This is a genomic window from Nocardia sp. BMG51109 (assembly GCF_000526215.1).
In the GTDB taxonomy this organism is placed as follows: Bacteria; Actinomycetota; Actinomycetes; order Mycobacteriales; family Mycobacteriaceae; genus Nocardia.
The window spans coordinates 5,421,890-5,441,583 of the sequence record NZ_JAFQ01000004.1; the positions used below are offsets into that span (position 1 = coordinate 5,421,890).

At 70.7% G+C, this 19,694-nt stretch carries 16 protein-coding genes; 13 read left to right on the plus strand and 3 right to left on the minus strand.

Going from position 1 to position 19,694, the window contains the following annotated elements:
• The first annotated feature begins 16 nt into the window (after positions 1-16).
• Genes D892_RS0125985 through D892_RS0126035 form a run of 11 tightly spaced genes read left to right on the plus strand, consistent with a single transcriptional unit; the run spans position 17 to position 13,674 of the window.
• The gene (locus tag D892_RS0125985; protein WP_024804037.1) at positions 17-2,182 is read left to right on the plus strand and encodes an ABC transporter ATP-binding protein; all 2,166 of its coding nucleotides are present in this window, start codon (positions 17-19) and stop codon (positions 2,180-2,182) included.
• The gene (locus tag D892_RS0125990) at positions 2,179-3,003 is read left to right on the plus strand and encodes a TauD/TfdA family dioxygenase (RefSeq protein WP_063629974.1); all 825 of its coding nucleotides are present in this window, start codon (positions 2,179-2,181) and stop codon (positions 3,001-3,003) included. The genes D892_RS0125985 and D892_RS0125990 overlap by 4 nt, the downstream gene beginning before the upstream one ends.
• A complete protein-coding gene (locus tag D892_RS0125995) occupies positions 3,000-3,989 on the plus strand; it encodes a hypothetical protein (RefSeq protein ID WP_024804039.1) in 990 nt (329 codons plus the stop codon). The genes D892_RS0125990 and D892_RS0125995 overlap by 4 nt, the downstream gene beginning before the upstream one ends.
• Positions 3,989-4,951, plus strand: a complete 963-nt coding sequence (locus D892_RS0126000) for a 23S rRNA (adenine(2503)-C(2))-methyltransferase RlmN (protein WP_024804040.1) — start codon at positions 3,989-3,991, stop codon at positions 4,949-4,951. The genes D892_RS0125995 and D892_RS0126000 overlap by 1 nt, the downstream gene beginning before the upstream one ends.
• Positions 4,948-5,823 carry a TauD/TfdA family dioxygenase gene (locus tag D892_RS0126005; RefSeq protein ID WP_024804041.1) on the plus strand — a complete coding sequence of 292 codons (876 nt, stop codon included), beginning with the start codon at positions 4,948-4,950 and terminating at the stop codon, positions 5,821-5,823. The genes D892_RS0126000 and D892_RS0126005 overlap by 4 nt, the downstream gene beginning before the upstream one ends.
• A complete protein-coding gene (locus D892_RS0126010; RefSeq protein ID WP_024804042.1) occupies positions 5,807-6,580 on the plus strand; it encodes a TauD/TfdA family dioxygenase in 774 nt (257 codons plus the stop codon). Before D892_RS0126005 ends, D892_RS0126010 begins: the two co-directional genes overlap by 17 nt.
• Positions 6,577-10,428, plus strand: a complete 3,852-nt coding sequence (locus D892_RS0126015) for a non-ribosomal peptide synthetase (RefSeq protein WP_024804043.1) — start codon at positions 6,577-6,579, stop codon at positions 10,426-10,428. Before D892_RS0126010 ends, D892_RS0126015 begins: the two co-directional genes overlap by 4 nt.
• Complete coding sequence (locus tag D892_RS0126020; protein ID WP_024804044.1) at positions 10,412-11,650, plus strand: cytochrome P450; 1,239 nt, start codon at positions 10,412-10,414, stop codon at positions 11,648-11,650. The genes D892_RS0126015 and D892_RS0126020 overlap by 17 nt, the downstream gene beginning before the upstream one ends.
• Positions 11,647-12,531 carry a diiron oxygenase gene (locus D892_RS0126025; protein ID WP_036567491.1) on the plus strand — a complete coding sequence of 295 codons (885 nt, stop codon included), beginning with the start codon at positions 11,647-11,649 and terminating at the stop codon, positions 12,529-12,531. The genes D892_RS0126020 and D892_RS0126025 overlap by 4 nt, the downstream gene beginning before the upstream one ends.
• Positions 12,528-13,412, plus strand: coding sequence for a hypothetical protein (locus tag D892_RS0126030; protein WP_024804046.1), 885 nt, complete (start codon positions 12,528-12,530; stop codon positions 13,410-13,412). Before D892_RS0126025 ends, D892_RS0126030 begins: the two co-directional genes overlap by 4 nt.
• Before the next feature lies 1 nt (position 13,413).
• Positions 13,414-13,674, plus strand: coding sequence for an acyl carrier protein (locus D892_RS0126035; protein WP_024804047.1), 261 nt, complete (start codon positions 13,414-13,416; stop codon positions 13,672-13,674).
• Positions 13,675-14,034: 360 nt separating this feature from the next.
• Here the strand turns inward: D892_RS0126035 and D892_RS0126045 are convergent, their stop codons facing one another.
• On the minus strand, positions 14,035-14,433 hold the full coding sequence (locus D892_RS0126045) for a subtilase-type protease inhibitor (protein WP_024804048.1): 399 nt from the start codon (positions 14,431-14,433) through the stop codon (positions 14,035-14,037).
• Between the two features lie 122 nt (positions 14,434-14,555).
• Positions 14,556-16,622 carry an acyltransferase family protein gene (locus D892_RS0126050; protein WP_036569893.1) on the minus strand — a complete coding sequence of 689 codons (2,067 nt, stop codon included), beginning with the start codon at positions 16,620-16,622 and terminating at the stop codon, positions 14,556-14,558.
• A 376-nt stretch (positions 16,623-16,998) separates the two neighbouring features.
• Here D892_RS0126050 and D892_RS0126055 point away from each other — a divergent pair, with 376 nt between their 5' ends.
• A complete protein-coding gene (locus tag D892_RS0126055; protein WP_024804050.1) occupies positions 16,999-17,466 on the plus strand; it encodes an SRPBCC family protein in 468 nt (155 codons plus the stop codon).
• Here D892_RS0126055 and D892_RS0126060 read toward each other — a convergent pair.
• Positions 17,457-18,578: a helix-turn-helix domain-containing protein gene (locus D892_RS0126060; protein WP_024804051.1), complete on the minus strand. Its 1,122-nt coding sequence runs from the start codon at positions 18,576-18,578 to the stop codon at positions 17,457-17,459. The genes D892_RS0126055 and D892_RS0126060 overlap by 10 nt on opposite strands.
• A 423-nt stretch (positions 18,579-19,001) precedes the next feature.
• On the opposite strand from D892_RS0126060, the gene D892_RS0126065 reads away from it, so the two are divergent.
• Positions 19,002-19,529, plus strand: a complete 528-nt coding sequence (locus tag D892_RS0126065) for a hypothetical protein (protein ID WP_024804052.1) — start codon at positions 19,002-19,004, stop codon at positions 19,527-19,529.
• Positions 19,530-19,694: the final 165 nt, after the last annotated feature.

The following is a 19,694-nucleotide window of genomic DNA, read 5'->3' on the forward strand; positions in this document are numbered from 1 at the left end:
GCATACGATCGGGCAATTGCCCGGCATTCTGGAGGTGCGCGTCAATCCGGTCACCGGGCGGGTGCTGGTGCTGCACGATCCGGCGCTGAGCGAGGCCGAGATCGGCGGGTTCATTCGAGATGCCGTTGCCGCGCACCAGGATTCGATCACCCGTCCAGTTGTGCCACCGCGCCGCAGGTCCCCGGGCACACCGCTGGCGTTGTTCGCGACCGGCGGCGGCTCGGTGGCGATGGCGCTGATCGCCGCGCAACCGCTGGTGCGCCTCGGTGTCGTGCTCGCGGGCACGGCAGGTGCGGTGTGCTATGCCTGGCGCCGGTCGCAACCGGCGGCCCGGGGAGGCGACGACTCGCGAGCGGGCTCGGACACCTCGCGAGCGGGCTCGGACACGACGGCGATCGTCCGTAATCCGCTGCTACGCATGGTCGGCCGGCATCGTCAGCGCCTGTACGCGGCCTCGGCCTGTTCCGTACTGGCCCAGGTGATGACGACCACCTTCAGCATGTGCATCGGATGGATCGGGCTGGTGTTCTTCAACGGTCCGGCCGGCCTGCTGCTCGGGCTGGGCCTGGAGACGGCCGGCGTCCAGCTGGCCTTCCTGGCCGGCGCCGCGACCGTGGTGTACTCCGTCGGATCGATCTTCGCCTACCATGCCGCGACGCTCTGGCGCGATCTCGCCCAGGCCGTACAGCACGAGTGGCGGCACGAGATGTATTCGCACGCACTGCGAATCGAACTACGCCATCTCGAGAACGAGCGCACGACCAGGATCGCGCAGATGCTGACCGCCGACACCGAGCAGTTCGGCCGATTCCTGGCGACCTCGGCGAACGACATCGTCCAGCTCGGTACCAGCTTCACCGTGCTGCTGCTCGCCTTCACGGCGTTCGCCCCGGTGATCGCCTGGATCGTCTTCCTGCCGGTGCCACTGATCGTCTGGATGTCGGTGCGGCACAACACTGTTTCGGCGCCGCGTCACCGGACTGCCATGGACAGCCGGTCGGAGCTGATGAGCCGGTTGATCAACACGCTGGAGGCCGGCACCACGGTCAAGAGCTTCGGCGCCGAGGACTACGAGGCCCGGCGCATCCGGGAACTGAGCGCGGAGTCCCGCGCGAGCAACAACCGCATCGACAGGGCGGCCGCGACCTACAACGAGACCGTGCGGGCGATCGTGACGGCCTCGATCGGTGCGACGCTGTTCGGGGGCGGGCTCGCCGTCACGGGCGGTGCGCTGGCCTTCGAGTCGTTCTATCCGCTGTTCATGCTGCCCCAGCAACTGCTGTGGCGGCTGCCGGCCCTGAGCGGCAACATCGGCGAGTACCAGCGCACGGTCGCGTCGCTGCGGCGGTTGCTCCTGCTGCGTGAGCTGTCGGTCGAGCCGAACGGTCACGGTGCGCGGCTGTCTCCCGCAGCGGTCCGGGGCGAGCTGGTCTTCGACGAGGTGACGTTCGCGTACCCGCAGCGGCCCCCGGTCCTGCGGAACCTGTCCCTGCGCATCGCGCCCGGCCGGGTCACCGCGATCGTCGGTGCCTCCGGCCTCGGGAAGACGACCATCGCGAAATTGCTGCTGCGCCTGCACGAGGCCGACGCGGGCCGAATTCTGCTGGACGGCAAGGATATCGGCGAGCTGAACCTGGCCGATCTGCGGAACACGATCGCGTTCGTCGGTCAGGACGCGTTCCTGTTCGACGGCACGATCGCCGGCAATATCGGATACGGCAGCCGCGGTGCCGACGAGGACCGGATCACCGCCGCCGCGAAGGCGGCCGTGGCCGACCGGTTCATCGAGAACCTGCCCCTGCGCTACGAAACCAGGACGGGGGAGCGCGGGGTCGCCCTGTCCGGCGGGCAGAAGCAGCGAATCTCCCTGGCCCGCGCGATCGTCAAGGACGCGCCGATCATGGTGCTCGACGAGGCCACTTCCGCGGTGGACAACAGCACCGAGGCCGATATCGCGCGCTCGCTCGGGGAACTCGCCCGCGGCCGCACGCTGATCGTCATCGCCCATCGGCTGTCCACGGCCAGGCGCGCCGATCGAATCGTCGTGCTGGACAACGGCGGAGCGGTCGCGGAGGAAGGCACACACGAGCAGCTGGTGGCCCGCGGCGGCCCGTACGCCGCCCTGTGGCGCCTGCATCTCGGCGAAGAACACGTCTCGTCGCTACCAGGGGAGGATGCATGAGAGTCACACCATTGACCCGCGCGTTCGGTGTGCTGGTCGAGGATATCGCGCTACAGGACAGCTCATCCGACGAATTGGCCGAGGTGCTGCAACTGGTGGAGCGGGCCGGCCTGGTGATCTTCCGGCGCCAGTCGCTGGACGACCACGACCTGTTCCGGCTGGCGCGGCGCATCGGCCCGCTGGAGGAATCCTCCCGGAAGGTGTGCCTGTCGCCGGACTATCCCGCCATCGGATACCTGTCCAATCTGCGCGACGACGGCGGGGACCCGATCGGCTTTCCCGGCGACACCACCGACTTCTGGCACTCCGATCAGCAGCATCGCGAGCAACCGGCGACGCTGGCCGTTCTGTACTGTGTCGTCCCGGCTCGCTCCGGCGGTGCGACCAGCTTCGTGTCGACCGATGTCGACAGCACCGGACTCGACGGCGCGAGCATCACCGAACTCGCCACGCGGCGAGCCGGTTACGAGCCGGCCCACAACCACGACAACGTGCCGCGGGTGCGGGTGTCGCATCCGGCGTTGCTGGTCAGCCCCTCCTCGGGGAAGCGGTGCGCCTACGTCAGCGACAACACCATCGACTTCAGCGGCCTGGACGAGGCACGTTCGGCGGAGCTGAAGAAATGCGTGCTGGAGCGGCTCACCCGCCCCGCCGCGATCTACTCCCATCGCTGGTCGACGGGCGATCTCGCACTCTACGACAACGCACAGCTCCTGCACCGCCGCGAGGAGTTCCGCGGCCGGCGGTGGCTGAAAGCGACAAAGATCTTCGCGCCCAAGGAAATCTTCGCAGTACCTACCGGAAGGGTGGTTGCAGGATGAAGGTCGTCACCAGTGCGGATCAACAGATCCGCGACGCAGTCGCGAAGAGTTCCCGGGCGATGATCGGAGACCGCGAACTCCATGCCCCCGCCCCCGCCACCATCCGCGCCGGACGCGCCGGCGGGCTTCCGTTCGACAGCCTGACCTCCGACCTCTATCTCGGTTGCCTGCCGGCGACACAGATCTGCTACGGGAGTTGTTTCGCGGCTCGCGGGGCGTTCGACGCCGGCTACGACTTCGGCGTCCGCGTCGAGAACGTGCTGGATGCCGCCGTGTTCACCGCGGATCTGCGGGCCCTGCCCGCGAACCAGAGATTCCTGCGCAACGGCTGGAACAGCGACGCGTCCTGGAACTGGCCCAAGGCGCTCGAACTGGCCCGCCTGGTCCGCGACTCGGACCGCTGCCCCGTCTTCGTGACCAAGCACTTCCGGCCCATCGATCCGGACACGCTGGCCGGGCTGGTCGCCGCCGGTGCCGAGCTGCGAGTCTCGGTGAGCGCCTTCGACACCCCGAACCAGGCGCGGCAGCGCCGCGCCGGACTGCTGGCCTTCCGCGCGGCGGGTGGCGTCGCCGTCCCCATCGTGATGTCCACGCTGTACGCCGACGACCACCTCAACGACCGGCAGGACGAACTCGTGGACTGGATCGGCCGCGAGGATCTCCCTGGTGCCGAGAACAGCCTGCGTATCCCTCCGCACCTGCCGGTGAGCCGGTTGCTCGACCACGACCGGGTCGGGGTGCTCGACGGCAGCGGGGATCTCTGGGCCGGGAGGCTGTACGGCGACCGGCTCCCCGTGCCGACCATCACCTCGGTGCCCGCCGACTACCCCGGCCTGCCCTGGCGGTATCGATCGGCCCTCGACAGGGATCAGCTCGAGGCGTGGCGGCTGGATCCGGTCCGCACGCACGAAGAAGTGATGTCCGGCAAACGTCTGGAAAAGCCGCAGCAGTGCGGAGTTTCCCGAGCCTGGGAGGAGAACCGGTGATGGTGGAACTCGCCAAGAAATCCCGCAGCGAAGACGGCAGCGTCCGGTTCGTCTGGCGGCTGGAAGGCGGCCATGAGGTGGAGAGCGTCCTGTTCCGGACGACACCCACCAGCTTCATCCAGCCCGCCGCGCAGTGCGGCGAGCGCCGGCTGGATCTGCCGAGCGGTGCGGTGGTGTGCATTTCGAGCCAGGCGGGCTGCAATGTCGGATGCCGCTTCTGCGCCACCGGCCTGCAACCGATGCGTAAGAACCTGTCCGCCGAGGAGATCTCCGCGCAGGTGTTCGCCGCCGCGCGGGAGGAGGGCATCTCGGGTGGTATCCGGGTGGTGTTCGCCGGGATGGGCGAGCCGATGCTGAACTACGAGCCGGTGCGCGACGCCGCGCTGCGGCTCGCCGGGCACGACGACATCCGGAACGTGGCGATATCGACGATGGGGATCGTGCCCGCGATCCGGCGGCTGGCCGCCGAGGCGCCCACCGTCGATCTCTATGTCTCGCTGCACGCCGCCACCGACCCGCTCCGCACCACTCTGGTGCCGCTGAACCGCAAGTATCCGATCGAGGCCGTGCTGGCCGCCGCGACCGAGTTCGCGACGAGTACGGGGCGGCGGGTGGACATCAGCTACCTGTTGCTGCGCGGGATCAACGACTCGGCCGGCGATGCCCGGGAGCTGGCCGCCCTGCTGGATCCGGACCTGTTCACGGTCAAGGTCCTGCTGTGGAACGAGGTTGCGGGCCTGCCGTTCGAGCGGGTGCCGGACGAGCACGCCGTACTTTTCGCCGACTGGCTCGCCGACCAGGGGCAACCGGCCTACGTCATCCCGAGCAAGGCGCGCGACGTGGACGCCGGCTGCGGTCAGATGATCACCACCGAACCGTCCGCGACCCGGCTGCGCCGGGTCACGAGCGAGTTCCCCCGGATCGACCTCGGGCCGGTATCCGTGCGGGAGGGAACGCGATGAGGGCCGCCGACATCGCACCGGCGATCGGGTCCCGCGTCACGGGCGTTCGGCTGGACCGGCTCGGCCCCGGGGAGTTCGACCGGATCACGCGGCTGGTGCTCGACCGGCACGTCGTCTGCCTGGAGGGGCAGCAGAACCTGGATCCGTCGGCGCATCTGGCCTTCGCCCGGCGGCTCGGCACCGTCGAGGAGTATCCGTTCGGCCGGCCGCTCGACGGGTATCCGGGAATCTTCCGCATCATCAAGGAGAGGGACTCGAGCAGCAATTTCGGTGGTGTGTGGCATACCGATTCGCCGTATCACGAGGTCCCGCCCGCATATACCGTGCTGCGCGGCGTCGACATCCCGGAGCGCGGCGGGGACACGCTGGTGGCGAGCATGTGCGCGGCCTACGACGCCCTCCCCGGCGACGTCAAGGAGCGCATCGAGGACCTGGACGGCGTGTTCACCGCCTCGAAGGTGCACGGCAGCGGCCGTGCGACGAACTTCTCGATCGGCGACGTGGCGCGGATCGACGACCGGGACCGAGCGGACCGCACGTTCGCCCATCCGCTGGTCCGGCGGCACCCGCAGACCGGCCGAAAGGGCCTCTACGTCAGTGCCTGTCACATGTCGGGCATCGTCGGGCTGCCGCCGGCCGAGGCCGAACGGCTGATCGCGGAACTCTCGCGGCACCTGGTCGACGACCGGTTCACCGGCCGGATCCGCTGGTCCGCCGGGCTCGTGGTGGTGATCGACAACCGGTGCGTGCAGCACCACGCGCTGAACGACTACCACGGTCGGCGGCGAGAGATCCATCGCGTGCTGGTCAGCGACGGGCGGGCACCGTCCAGGGAACTGCGGGGAGGGGCCGTCGATGCGATTTCTCACTGAGTTCGCGGCCGCCGGGGAGATCTCGGGCGTCGCCGAGACCGTGCGCACGGCGTTGTCCGAGCACAAGGTCGTGGTGCTGCGGCGGGCCCCCTCCGGTGACGACGGTTTCTACCGGGGCCTGGCCGACGCGATCGGCGAGTTCCACTTCCGGGACGAGGATCCGGTGAGCGCCGGGCTCGACCGGCCGGGCTGGCTGGACATCCGTTTCGAACCGGACCTGGTGGCCACCTCGCCCTACCGCTACGGAGACCACCGGATGCCCCTGCACGTCGACGGCGCCTACAGCGATGTCGATTTCGACGTCTTCTTCCTCCGGTGCCGCACCGCCGCCCGGTTCGGCGGCGCGACCTTCGTGGTCGACGGCGCCGTCGTCGTCGACTATCTCGCCGCGTACGACCCCGACCTGCTCGAGTCGCTGCTGAATCTGGACGTCACCTTCGTCAAGGGGGAGCGGTCGGCGAGCGGGAAGGTGATCGGATACGAGGGTGCGGATCCGGTGTTCACCTGGAGCAGTACCCGGGTCGCCCCGGACAACCCGGCCCGCGTGATCGAGATGTGCGGGCGCTTCACCGAGTTCTGTGAACACCGTCTCGTGGATGGTGGACTGGTGACACCGGTCCGGCTGACGCCGGGCGACGCGGTGTTCGTGCACAACCGCAGGGTGTTGCACGGGCGCAACTCGTTCTGGGGCGAGCGCTGCATGCTCAAGGGCGTCCTGAACCTCCGGGCGGCGGCGGGCAGGAGGTCTCGGCCATGACCGGCATCCGGCTGTCGCGGGCACAGGAGGAGATCTGGCTGGCGCAGTCTCCGCTCGGCCGGCGCGATCCGTACCTGGCCGCCGAGATCGTCGTCCTCACCGGGCCGCTGGACACCGTCCTGCTGGCGCGGGCGGCGAGGTGGGTGGCCGAGCACGACGAGACGGCCTCGTGGATCGTCGCCGACGACGCCGGTGAGCTGCGCTTCGCGGCGTCCCCGGACGCGCGCGAGACGCTGGAGATCGTCGATCTGAGCGACAGTCCGAACGGGTGGACGTCGGCGTGGCGGCTGTTGTCGGGGCGTCTGTCCGCCCCGGTGGGCGCCGCCGCCGAGCGGGCCTGGGCCCTCGTCCTCGTCCGGCTGGCCGGTGATCGGAACCTGCTGGCGTGGCGCGGCCATCACGTGCTGCTCGATGGGCACACCGCCCGATTGCGGTTGAGCCGGATCGCGGCGGCCTACCGGGCGCTGTGCCGCGGCACGGCGCCATCGATCGCCGACGATCCCGGTGTCGGCACGGTTCTGCGTGCCGAATCCGCCTACCGCGAGTCGGCCGCCTACGCCGCCGACCGCGCGCATTGGCTGGCCGCCCTCGGGCGGGGCGGCACGGCCGGTCCGGCGGCCGAGCCGTCCGGGCTTCCGGTCCGAGTGCGTCGCTCGCTCGGGGCGGAGCTGTCCGTCGCGGTGGAATCCCGTGCGGCACAACGTCCGGGGGTCTCCGCGACGGTCGTCGGCTGCTTCGCGATCGCGCTCGGCTCCGCCGCGAATGGCCGTGTCGTCCAGGACGGCGGCACCGTCCGGCTCGAACTCAGCGTCAGCGGCCGGGATTCGGATGCGCTGCGGCGCACCACCGGCGTCACCGCCAACCGGGTGCCGCTGCTGTTGACGGTGCGCCCCGCCGCGACCCTCGCCGAGGTCACCGCATCGGCCAGGACCGCGATCTGGCGCGCACTGCCGCACCAGCGCTACCGGCGCGAGGACATGCGCCGGGACCTGCTCGCCGCGGGTCTGCCCGTGTCGACGGGCGCCGGCGTCAACATGATGCTGTTCGACGAGCAGCGACCGGATTTCGGCACGGCCGCGGCGGCGATCCTGCCCTGGAACTACGGCCCGGTTGCCGATCTGGAGCTGACCGTCCATCGTCCGGTGGCCGGCGGCGCCCTCGCGCTCGAGCTGGCCGGTGATCCCGCCCGATACCGCAGGCCGGAATTGCGGGCGCTGCTGGATCGGCTGTGTGAACTCATCGCCCGGGCGGCCGGTTCGCCGCACATCCGGGTGCGCGATGTCGCCGCACCGGCGGCGGTCCGGTGGCAGGGCTGGCCGACGACATTCGCCGAGCAGGTGGACCGGACGCCGTTCGCCCCCGCGGTCGCGCTCGGCGACCGGTCGCTGAGCTACCGGCAGCTCGATCGGTGGTGCGGGCGGCTGGCCGGGCGGCTGAGCGAGCAGGGCGTCGGCAAGGGGGACGTGGTAGCCGTGGCCGGCGGCCCCGCACCGCTGACCGCCGCGGCCGTACCGGCGCTGTGGCGGCTCGGCGCGATCTATCTGCCCCTCGACCTCGACCAGCCGGAAGACCAAGTCCGGCACCGTCTTTCGGTCGCCACGCCGGTCGCGCTGCTGACCGGCGCCGACACCGTATTACCGGAGTGCTGCGCCGATATCCGGGTGATCCGGGTCGAGGCGATGCCCGCGGGGGAACTCGGCGACGCCGCCGCGCCGCCACCGGTGCCGATCGCGCCGGGCGACGGCGCGTATCTCCTGTTCACCTCGGGCTCGTCGGGCGCGCCGAAGGGCGTGCTGGTGGGCCATCGCGGCATCCCGGCCATGGCCCGCGCCCTGGCCGCCGCGCTGGACGCGGGAGCCGGCGCCCGCGTGCTGCAATTCGCCGCGACCACGTTCGACGCCTCGATCGCCGAACTCACCCTGGCGCTGTGTTCCGGTGCGACAGCGGTATTCACGCCACCCGGGCAGCCCGTCAGCGGGTCCGCGATCGCCGAACTGATCGGCACCCACGGTGTCACCCACCTGATCATGGTGCCCTCGGTGCTGGCGACGGTACCCGAGGACCGCGTGCCCGGCGGCCTGCGCATCGTGGTCGCGGGCGAGGCGCCGAGCCGGGACGTGCTGAGCCGGTGGTGTGTGCGGCACCGGGTCCGCAATGCCTACGGGCCGACCGAGGCGACGGTGTGCACCACGATCGGCGAGGTATCCGGCGGCGCGGCTCCCGCACCCATCGGGTGGGCGATCCCCGGCACCACCGTCCGGGTCGTCGACGAGCGCCTGCGGCCGGTTCCGCCCGGCGAGGTCGGTGAACTGCTCATCGGCGGCGACGGTGTCGCACTCGGCTACCTCGGGTTGCCGGAGTTGACCGCCGCCCGGTTCGTGCCGGGCGCCGACGGTGTGCGCCGCTACCGATCCGGCGATCTCGTCCGGGAACTGGCCGACGGGCAGCTCGAATTCGCGGGACGGCTCGATCGGCAGATCAAGCTGCGCGGCCGGCGCATCGAACCGGGCGAGGTGGAGGCCGCGCTGGTCGATCATCCGGCGGTCCGGCAGGCCGCCGTGGTCGCCGCGGGCGAACAGCTGGTGGCCTACGCCGTCGCCGCCGGCACCGTGGCCGCGGGATCGCTCAGAGCCCATCTCGCACAACGGCTCCCGCGCCACCTGTGCCCGGACCGGGTCATCCGCTGCGACCGTCTGCCGCTCACCCGGCACGGCAAGCTCGACTACGGAGCCCTGGCGGCGGGCGCCGAGGCCGCTGCCCCGCCCGCTGCCCCGGACGCCGCCCGCTCGCCGCAGGAACATCTGCTGTGCCGGCTGTTCGCCGAGGTCCTCGGGCACGAGCGGGTGGGCCGGTCGGACGACTTCTTCGATCTCGGCGGGCAGTCGATGGCCGCCGCCCGGCTGGTACTGCGGGTTCGCGCCGTGCTCGGCATCGATCTGTCGATGCGGACCCTGCTGGAGGCGCCGACGCCGGCGGGCCTGGCCGAGCTGATGCACGCGCCGGATGGGCTGTCCGGCTCGCTCGATGTCCTACTGCCGTTGCGCCGCACGGGAACTCGGCCGCCGCTGTTCTGCGTGCATCCGGCCACGGGCCTGAGCTGGTGCTACGCCGGGCTGCTCCGCTATCTGCCGGACCGGCCGGTGATCGGCCTGCAAGCCCGGGCGATGGGCGACCCGGCCTACCGGCCGGAGTCGGTGGAGGAACTCGCGGCCGACTACCTCGCGCGGGTCGGCGAATGCACCCCGAACGGTCCGTACCACCTGCTCGGGTGGTCGTTCGGCGGCCGGGTCGCCTTCGAGATGGCCACCGTGCTCCAGGGGATGGGGCATGAGGTGGGATCCGTTGTCCTGCTGGACAGTTCGCCGCCCCCGCCGGTGGCGTTCGAGGCGTCCACCGCCGACTTCGACCGCGACGACGCCCTGCGCAGATACTTCCTGGCGATCCTCGCCGAGACCTCGCCGATCTCGGACGACGCGTACCGGGACGCGCCGCTGCCGGAGATCAAGGCCGAACTCGACCGGCTCGCCGGCCCGTACTCCCTGTTGTCGGACAACCACTTCCAGCGGATGTTCGAACTGCACAAGAGAAACTACGTGTTGTCGCGCAGGTACGTGCCGCGCCGCAAGCTGCACGGCCGGCTGGACTACGTCCGGGCACTCGGCGAGGGCGGCGAGGACACCGCACACAAGGTGGATCGGTGGGCGGCGCACGTCGACGGGGATACCGTCGAGCACCGGGTGCCGGGAACCCACGGCGGCCTGACCCAGGCTGCGAGTATCGCGCAGATCGGCCGGCTGCTGGCCGGCGAACTGGACCGGAACGAGCGGACCCATGCCGCGGCTCGGTGAGGCCCCGGCCGGTGACCGATCCGGCGTCGTCGACCTCACCGACCCGCTGACGCATCTGCGGCCCGACCTCGCCGACTACTGGCGCCGGCTGCGTGCCACCGAGCCGGTGCACTGGCATCCCGGACAGGATGGGGCCCAAGGTTTCTGGGTGCTCAGCACGCACCGGCACGCCCTGGCGGTCTACCGGGATACGGCCAGGTTCACCTCGCAGCGCGGCAACATCCTGCTGACCCTGTTGAACGGATACGATTCCGCCGCGGGCCGGATGCTCGCGGTGACCGACCCGCCCCGGCACGGCCGGATCCGGGCGCTGATGGCACCGTCGTTGTCCAGGGAGGCCGTGTCCCGGCTCGCGCAGCGGCTGCGCGAGCGTACCCGGGCGCTGCTCGCCGAACGGGTCGGCGCGGGGGCGTTCGACTTCGCGGCCGACATCGCGTCCCGGGTGCCGATCTGGACGATCTGCGACCTGCTCGGTGTCCCGGAGTCCGACCACGACATGCTGCTGTCCTGGATCAAGCGGGCGTTGAGCTCCGAGGGTTCCGGCCGGCCGGAGTCGGACGGTCTGGCGAGTCGGCAGGAGATCCTGCTGTATTTCCTCGAATATGTTGCCCGGCAACGGGACTGCCCCGGTTCGGACTTGGTCGGCACGCTCGTGCGGGCCCGGATCGACGGAACCCCGCTGACCGACGAGCAAGTGGTGGCCAACTGTTACAGCCTGCTGCTCGGCGGGGACGAGACCAGCCGGCTGTCGATGATCGGCGCGATCCACACCTTCACCGAACGGCCGGAGCTGTGGCGCGAGTTCCGTTCGGGGACAGTCGATCTGGGCACTGCGGTGGAGGAGATCATCCGCTGGCACGTCCCCGCGATGCACTTCGGACGGGTCGCCCTGACCGATGTCGAACTCGGCGGGCGGCAGATCCGTTCGGGGGACGTCGTCACGCTCTGGAACGTATCCGCCAACCAGGACGAGGAGCGCTTCCCCGAGCCCGAGCGGATCCGGCTCGGCCGCAGACCCAATCCGCACCTGTCGTTCGGGTACGGCCCGCACTTCTGCATCGGCGCGCAGCTGGCCAGGCTCGAGCTCGCGGTGGTGCTGGACGAGGTGCGCCTCGCCGCGCACGGTATCGAGCCGGCCGGGCGGCCCAGCCCGATCTACTCGAACTTCCTGCGCGGCTTCAGCACGCTCCCCGTCGATCTGAGCCGAGGAGGCAGCGCATGACCCTGATCCCGAACGACCTGGAGAACTCCCGGTTCGTCGAGTTGCTCGACCGGCTCGGCCGGATGTCGGTCGAGGACTACTACAACCCGTACCGGATGTTCGAGTGGCCCGATTCGCTGCCCGCCGACCGGCCGTGGATGACCCCGGAACTCCTGAGCGTCCACAACACCCCGTACGGCGACGAACTCCCCGCCGACCAGCTGCTCCGGCTCGGCAGATGGGAAAGTGTCAACTTCTACAGCCTGAACGTGCACGGCATCCGGGAACTGCTCATCGAGGTGATCGGCCTGGTGCACACGCCGGGATTCGAGATTCCGTCGGAGTATCTGCATCACCTGATCGGCGAGGAGAACGAACACATGTGGTTCTTCGCCCAGTTCTGCCGCCGCTACGGGGGGAAGGTCTACCGGTTTCCCCGGGCCCGCACCGCACCGCTGCACCGCCGCGAGGTCGAGGATTTCCTGGTGTTCGCCAAGATCCTGCTGTTCGAGGAGATCGTCGACCACTGCAACAAGGTGCTCTCGCGCGACGAGACCCTGCACGAGACGATCAGGCAGATCAACGCGATTCACCACCGCGACGAATCCCGGCACATCGCGTTCAACCGGGAGCTTGTCGGGCTGCTGAACGGGCGGCTGCGCGACCGGCTGACCGAACCGGAACACACCGAGGTGGCGCGGTACCTGCGGGACTACCTGTCGTACTGCGTCGGTTTGCTCTACAGCCTCGAGGCATACCGGGACGCGGGCATCGCCGACCCCGTCGCCTTCCGCCGCGCGGTGATGGCGCATCCCGGCCGGCGGGCGGCCGAGGCCAGGCTGCTGCGCAGGCCCACCTCGTTCCTGCGCAGGATCGGTCTCGTCGAGGAGGTGCCGGTATGACCCGGCCCACCGGGGCGGCCCGGGCGGATACCGTGGTGCGCAACGGGATCGCGACGCTCGGGTCCGATGCGACCCGGTTGCTCGACCAGCTCGACGGCGTATTTCTCGGCTGGGCGCGGCGCGCCGGTGCGGCGCCCATGACGGCCCCCGCGCTGGTCGAGGCCGCCGATCTGGCCGACTTCCAGGTGTTCCGGAACTTCCCCCACCTGATGTGGGCGGCGGCTCCGCTGTGTCCCAGCGCGACCGATGTGGACGGAATCGGCGCGGAGATCCCCGCCGACTTGCTGGAACCGGCTCGGCTGTGTCTGCCGACCGCGGTCTGTTACGGCCTGTATCCGCACTTCCGCGACCAGGCGGTGGCCGAGCCGACGCTGGTGACCGCACGGGGAATCTGTTTCCGGAACGAGACCCGCAGCGAACCCGGTCTGCGTCGGCTGCGTGCCTTCCGGATGCGTGAGATCGTTGTGCTCGGAACGCCCAGCCAGATCCGTCAGAAGCTGACGATGTTCGGCACGCAGCTGCTGCGTTTCGCCTGCGAGCTGGACATTCCGGTGACCCGTGACGTGGCGTCCGACCCGTTCTACTCCCCGGCCGGGCAGGCCGCCCGCTGGCAGCGACTGCGGCCGGGCAAGCACGAGATCCGGGCCGACGGTCTCGCACTCGCCTCGATCAACGAGCATCGCAAATTCTTCGGCGAGGCCTGCCGGATCATCGGGCAGCAATCCGGCGCCGTGGTCTCGACGGGCTGCGTCGGCATGGGCCTCGAACGGTGGATCGAGGCCATCGGGCAGCGCTACGACGGGAGGTTCGGCGACATGTCCGACGCGGTTGCCCGGGCGGCGGCCGCGTGCGCGCAGTCCGACAGGCAGGAGTTGACCTGAAATGGTAAGCGACAGCGCAGGTCTGGCGATCGTCGAGCGTTGGCTCGTCGAACGCAGCCGGGTCCTCGACACAGCCCCCGCGGACGCGATCGATCCGGATCTCGACCTCATAGACTCCGGCCTGATCGACTCGATGCGGCTCGTCGAGTTCGTCTTCCTGCTCGGCGAGGCCACCGGCGCCCCCATCGATATCGACGAGCAAGCCATCGATACGCTTCGCACGCTTCGCCGGATTTCGGAGCACTACTTCTCCGCACCCTGACGTTCTCCGCACCCTGACGTGGCGACAGGGACCGCCCGGGATCGGCCCCGAAAGCGTTGTGTGGACGGCAGATTCGCGCAATCGTCTGCCTGCCCCGGGAATTGGCGGCACGGCAGGGTGTTTCGGAGCGTTGCCGGGTGGGAAATTCCGCAGCCCGTACGTTTCATCAATCTCGTCGAGCCCGGCGACCCGGTGAACAAGCCGGTACCGATCCTGAAAATGAGTCCCGACGGACCGCCGCAATTCGTCGACCTGCTGGAACCCGACTCCGATTCGGTACACCCCTGACGTGGCAAGGGGTTTCGCCTCGCCGGGCCGTACGCGCTACGGAGCGACGCGACGCCCGCACGGGGCCGCCGCTCAGAACCGGAACACCGCCGCCGCCCCCTCCAGCACGCAACTGTTGGCGAACGTGTGCCGGTAGTCGACCGCCCGCGTCCCCCAGTGCCCCGTCGCCGTGACGGTGATCGGATCCCAGATCATGGTGCACACGCGATGGGGGGCCTGGGTCGTCAGCGCGTCGAAGTCACCGCCGGCGGCGGCCAGCTCGGTACAGGCGGCCAGGGGATTCGGGTGCGTCCCGCCGGGCGGGCAGTCCAGGGTCACCGTCCGCAGCGGCGGCGCGGAGCCGTCGCCCGGCGTGACGGTGAGGGTGATCTGCGCGGGCGGCCAGGGGTCGGCACCCGCCGGAGCGGCGAAGGTGGCCGCCGCGAGCAGCACACCCGATGCGATGAGCAGATGTCGGAACGGGTGACGCATACGTCGGCCTCCGCGGGAGTCGGGATCGGTGCTGCTGTCGAGCCTAACCCCGCCGCCCGGGCCGGCCGCTCCGGTGACCTGCGCTGCCGCGCCACCGGCCCGCCGTCCGCGCGGCCCTCTCCTCACCACCAGCTCAGGATCGGCTGCAACTGCCGCTCCAGCGCCGGCGCGAGGCTGCGCGAATAGGTGGCGGTGAGGTGGTGCTCGTCGAAGTAGAGCAGCACGTTGCCGGCCACGACCGGGCAGGTCTCGGGATCACAGACGGCGTCGGTGAGGTCGAGGGGGAAGACGTTGGGGTAGGCGGCGGCCGCGGTCGCGGCGGGGTTGACCGGATCGAGGGCCTCGGCGCGGGGCATGCCGCAGCTGTGGCCGTCGCCGCCGCGGGCCAGGCAGTCGATGGCGCGGTAGCGGATCCCGTCGTGCCGCAGCCACGGCGTATCCCGGATGGCCACGACATTGAGGCCGCGGTCGGCCAGCTGGGTCCAGACGTCCGCGTAGTCGGGCGGGGTTTCGTCGCCGGTTCCGGCGTCGCGCGGGCGGGTGCCGGTGGTGAACACCCAGTCCGGTTGTTCGGCGCCGAGGCGGTCTATGACCTCGCGGGACCAGTCGCGGCAGTCGGGGATGCGCTCGCCCTTGTACATCGTCTCCTCGGCGACCGTCAGCGGGCAGCCCATCTTCAGGTAGACGACGATGCGGAAGCCGTGCCGCTCGCCGAGTTCCTGCAGCGCCGGGATCCAGTGCTCGGCGTGTGAACTGCCCACCACGGCGAGCGTGCGCTGGGCGTGGGCGTCGCCGTAGGTGCAGGTGACGACGTCGCGGGTGTCGAAGTCGGCGATGCATCCGTCGCGCGCCGGATAGGCCCGGTCGGCGGGTGCGTCGACGATCGACGGCCGCATCGGGGCCTTCGGCGCCCCGGCCCCGGCCGCGAGCGTGTCCGCGCCGGGGTAGGTGGCGTGGTCCAGCGCGCCGACCGGCTCCGGCGGATTGGACCCGACGACCACCATCCAGACGGTGGCGAGCACCGCGACGGCCGACCCCGCGACCGACACCACGCCGGTGAGGCGGCGGCGGTAGGCGGCCGACGGCGCGGGCGCGGCATCCCGCCTGCGCAGCGGCTGCTCGATGAACCGGTGGGTGGCCCACGCCGCGGCCAGCGATACGGCGATCACCAGGAGGCCGTCCCCGACTCCGGCCGTGGCCCTGCCCCGTTCGGCCAGGTAGAAGATGAGGATCGGCCAGTGCCACAGGTAGAGCGAATAGGCGAGGTCGCCGAGCCGGACCGCCGCCGGCCGGGTGAGGATCCGGTTGGGCAGCGGGCGGGCGTCCGGATCGGCGGTATTGCCCGCCACGATCAGCGCCGCCGCCGCGCACACCGGCAGCAGTGCCGCGGGGCCCGGGAACAGGCTGGAGCCGTCGAACAACCATCCGCACGCGATCACCGCCGCGATCCCGAACCCGGCCAGTACGGCGCGCAGTGCCCGCGACGGCCGCAGCGACGGCACGACCAGGTACAGCACCGCCCCGGCCAGCAGTTCCCATCCCCGGGCGACGCTGTCGTAGTAGTTCCAGCCCTGATGGCTCGCGGTGCCCAGCGTGGCGTAGACGAACGAGCCGGCCGCGAGCACGGTGAACACCGTCACCGACAGCCGCCGCGGGATCGCCGCCCCGCCACGGGCCGCGCACAGCCAGGCCAGCGCGGCGACCAGCAGGATCACCGCCAGATAGAACTGGCCCTGCACCGACATCGACCACAGATGCTGCAGCGGGCTGACCGCGGGATCGGCGGCCGCGTAATCCGACCAGGTCAGCGCGAGCTGCCAATTCTGGTAGTAGAGCAGCGAGGCCAGCGCCTGCCCGGACAGCTCGTTCCACTGCGTGTACGGGCGCAGCAGCACGGTCGCGGCGACGACGGTCGCCAGCACCGTGACCAGCGCCGGAAGCAGCCGCCGGGCCGTGCGCCGCAGGGTGGCCAGGACGCCCACCGACCCGGAATCGGCTCGGCGCAACAGCATTCCCGTGAAGAAGTACCCCGACAGCACGAGGAACACGTCCACACCGCCGGACACTCGCCCGAACCAGACGTGGAAGACCACCACCAGTGCGATGGCGACGCCCCGCAGCCCGTCCAGATCGAGCCGGTAGGTCGTGCCGTCGGAAACTCCGGGGCCGCGGGCGGATTGGTGGGACACGGTGGTATTCGGTGCGACGCTGGTATTCGGTGTGACAGTGGCATCGGGTGCGGCGGTGGCATCGGGTGCGGCGGTGGCATCGGGTGCGACGGTGGGGCCCTGGGCCGCACCGGGGCCATCCGGCCGGCGCGCCGGGCCGATTCGCCGGGCGCGCGCGCCGCTGGATGCCCCCGCCGATCGCCCCGTCACCGTGTCGGAAGCGGGAAGTACCGCTGCGCGAATCCGCAATAGCGGAGACCGGGTGCGAGGCGGACGGGGGTTGGACACGGCACGGTATTTCTCTTTACCACGGTGCGCGAATACGGGTCCAATCCCCCGTCCGGAATGCGATAGCCGTACGGTGGCGCGACCGGCGGCGGAGTGCTTCGATCGTGATATGACCGACACCGCTCGAGCGCGCATCGTATCGGCCACCCGCGAGATCGCCGCGGGGGCCGGCCCGGTCTTCGAACTCATCGCCGATCCGGCCCAGCAGCCGCGCTGGGACGGCAATGACAACCTGGCGGAGGCCGCCGCGGGGCAACGCCCGCGCGCCGCGGGCGACGTCTTCGTGACGACGCTGACGATGGGCAGCGTGCGGGAGAATCACGTGGTCGAGTTCGAGGAGGGCCGCCGCATCGCCTGGCGTCCCGCGGAGCCGGGCGCGCGGCCGCCGGGGCACCTGTGGCGCTGGGAGATCGAGCCACTGGGCGAGTCGCGCACCCGGGTCACGCATACCTACGACTGGTCGGAGCTGACCGACGAGAAGCGTCTCGTCCGGGCCCGCGCCACCACCGCCGAGCGGCTGCTGGCCTCACTCGACCGGCTCGCCGCCCTCGCCGAGAACTCCGGATCTCACCGGTAGGTGCGCGCCACCAGCGCCGAGCGCAGGTACCACAGCCCGGCGGCCTGGGTGGGATCGAAGCCGGTGAGCTGCGCGATGCGCTTGAGCCGGTAGTCCACGGTGTTGGCGTGCACGTGCAGGGCGCGTGCGGTCTGCCGTCGGCTGAGGTTGGTGCTGATGTGCCGGCGCAGCGTGTCGAGCAGTTCGGGGTGCTCGTCGAGGATGTCCACCAGCGCGCCCAGATGTTCGCGGCCGGGGCCCGGGCGGGTGAGCTGGTACTCCAGGGCGAGCTCGTCGAAGCGGTAGAGCCCCGGCTGGCACTGCAGGCGCTGCACCATGTCGAGCAGCTCGTGGGCGCGCTGGGCGGCGGTGGGTATCTCGCCGGCGGGCGAGTCGACCACGGCGGCGGTGATCGGCACCTGCGCGCTGCGGGACAGCGATGCCGCGAACTCGTCGAGATCGTCGTCGGTGAGGGCGTCGGCGGGGATCAGCACCGTGCCGCCGTCCACGCTCAGCAGCGACAGCGCCGCGCCGGCGCAGCGGTCGGCCAGCGCGGCCTGCATCCGTCGCAGCTTGCGCCGCGCCACGACGTGCCCGTTGAGCGTGGGGTTGCGCTCGTCCGGATGCTGCGGAACGGCCAGCGCGACAACGTGATACGCGCTGGCGATCTCGATCCCGGATTCCCGCGCCATCACCGAGGTGGGGTGCCCGGCCAGCAGCGCCGAGGTGAGCGTGTGCACCGCCGTGTGATGTTCGCTGACGACCCCGCGCAGTTCCTTGACGTAGGCGTGCGACACGGTGGCGTTGATGATGTCCAGGACGTCCAGCAGCCGGCGGGACGCGCCCTTGAGGCTGTCGAAGTCGTCCGGCGTCGCGCGGTCCAGGACCAGGTCGAAGCCGATCCGGAAGCCCTCGTGCAGCGCGTGCTGAATGGTGTCGATCGGGATGCCCTCGCGGGCCCAGTTGGCGGCGGCCTGCTCGAGCCGGGCGGTCTTGTCGGGAATGTCGGTGCCGTCGAGCATGCTGATCGCCAGCTCCAGGCAGGCCCGGGTGACGGCGGTGATGTCGCCGCGCAGCGCGTCGCCGGGCAGCGTTCCGCAGGGGGCGACGTTGTCGACGAAGTGCCCCACCATCTTCCGGGCCAGGGCGCGCACATCCTTGAGCGGCGAGCTGACCGGCCGTCCCGAGACGGTGAGGTCCAGGGATTCGGCGCCCGCCGCAGTGACCGGGCCGGGGGCAGCGACCGGGCCGGTAGCAGTGATCGGGCTGTCAGCAGTAGTCGGATCGGTAGCAGTCATCGTCGATTCCCTTCCGCCGCCGCGGCACTCGCGAGTACTTCACCGTAACGCGATGGTCATGAATCGAAACAACAAGCGGCGCAGGTTCTGTGAACAGCGCAGAGTCGTGCGGGAACGAGACTGTGAGCGGCCACAGCGCGGGCGGGCCGGATGGTCGTACGACATTAGGACGCCCAAGGGAATTTGGACATCGGTCCGACTTTATTGGACCGGATGTCGTACCGTCGAGGGTAGGTGCCGGTGGGTGGAAGGAGCGGGATGAGCGCAGGACCATACGACGCGGATTCCGGTGATCGATACTCGTCCCGTCCCCGCGACTTCGGGGGTGCCGCGCACGATGCCTTCGGCAGTGCCGCGCACGATGCCACGGTGCGGGCCGCGCACGATGCCACGGTGCGGGCCGCGCACGATGCCACGGTGCGGGCCGCGCACGATGCCACGGTGCGGGCCGCGCACGATGCCACGGTGCGGGCCGCGCACGATGCCACGGTGCGGGCCGCGCACGATGCCACGGTGCGGGCCGCGCACGATGCCACCGTGCGGGCCGGCTTCGACGCCGCGCTCTCGGTGGTGCAGGCGGTCGAGGCGTCGGGGGTGTCGACCCTGGACTGGTTCGAGCACGCGGCGACCCACTGCCGCCGCAGCGGTGTGCCCCGCGACGCGGTGCGGGGCGCGGTCGAACTGGGAATTGCCGACGGGCTCAACGACAGTGGGGACGCCGACGCCTCGCTCGCGATGCTGCGGGAACTGCTGGACACGACGGTCGATCGCATCTATCGGGGCTGATGGTGCGCAGGGGTTGCCGACCGCGTGCGGGCTCCGCGGCACCGGCCCCGGAACCACCCCGAAAAGGGCTATGCCGCCACGACGGTCGCCGATAGCGTGGCCCGCGCACGGCGAATTTCGATCGCGGTGCGCGCAACGGGTGAGTGACCAGGGGGGTCCGGGTGA

Coding starts and splice junctions, on each gene's coding strand:
- D892_RS0125990 (WP_063629974.1), top strand. CDS start 2,179: ATGAGAGTCACACCATTGACCCGCGCGTTCGGTGTGCTGGTCGAGGAT.
- D892_RS0125995 (WP_024804039.1), top strand. CDS start 3,000: ATGAAGGTCGTCACCAGTGCGGATCAACAGATCCGCGACGCAGTCGCG.
- D892_RS0126000 (WP_024804040.1), top strand. CDS start 3,989: ATGGTGGAACTCGCCAAGAAATCCCGCAGCGAAGACGGCAGCGTCCGG.
- D892_RS0126005 (WP_024804041.1), top strand. CDS start 4,948: ATGAGGGCCGCCGACATCGCACCGGCGATCGGGTCCCGCGTCACGGGC.
- D892_RS0126010 (WP_024804042.1), top strand. CDS start 5,807: ATGCGATTTCTCACTGAGTTCGCGGCCGCCGGGGAGATCTCGGGCGTC.
- D892_RS0126015 (WP_024804043.1), top strand. CDS start 6,577: ATGACCGGCATCCGGCTGTCGCGGGCACAGGAGGAGATCTGGCTGGCG.
- D892_RS0126020 (WP_024804044.1), top strand. CDS start 10,412: ATGCCGCGGCTCGGTGAGGCCCCGGCCGGTGACCGATCCGGCGTCGTC.
- D892_RS0126025 (WP_036567491.1), top strand. CDS start 11,647: ATGACCCTGATCCCGAACGACCTGGAGAACTCCCGGTTCGTCGAGTTG.
- D892_RS0126030 (WP_024804046.1), top strand. CDS start 12,528: ATGACCCGGCCCACCGGGGCGGCCCGGGCGGATACCGTGGTGCGCAAC.
- D892_RS0126035 (WP_024804047.1), top strand. CDS start 13,414: ATGGTAAGCGACAGCGCAGGTCTGGCGATCGTCGAGCGTTGGCTCGTC.
- D892_RS0126045 (WP_024804048.1), bottom strand. CDS start 14,433: ATGCGTCACCCGTTCCGACATCTGCTCATCGCATCGGGTGTGCTGCTC.
- D892_RS0126055 (WP_024804050.1), top strand. CDS start 16,999: ATGACCGACACCGCTCGAGCGCGCATCGTATCGGCCACCCGCGAGATC.
- D892_RS0126060 (WP_024804051.1), bottom strand. CDS start 18,578: ATGGTGGGGCACTTCGTCGACAACGTCGCCCCCTGCGGAACGCTGCCC.
- D892_RS0126065 (WP_024804052.1), top strand. CDS start 19,002: ATGAGCGCAGGACCATACGACGCGGATTCCGGTGATCGATACTCGTCC.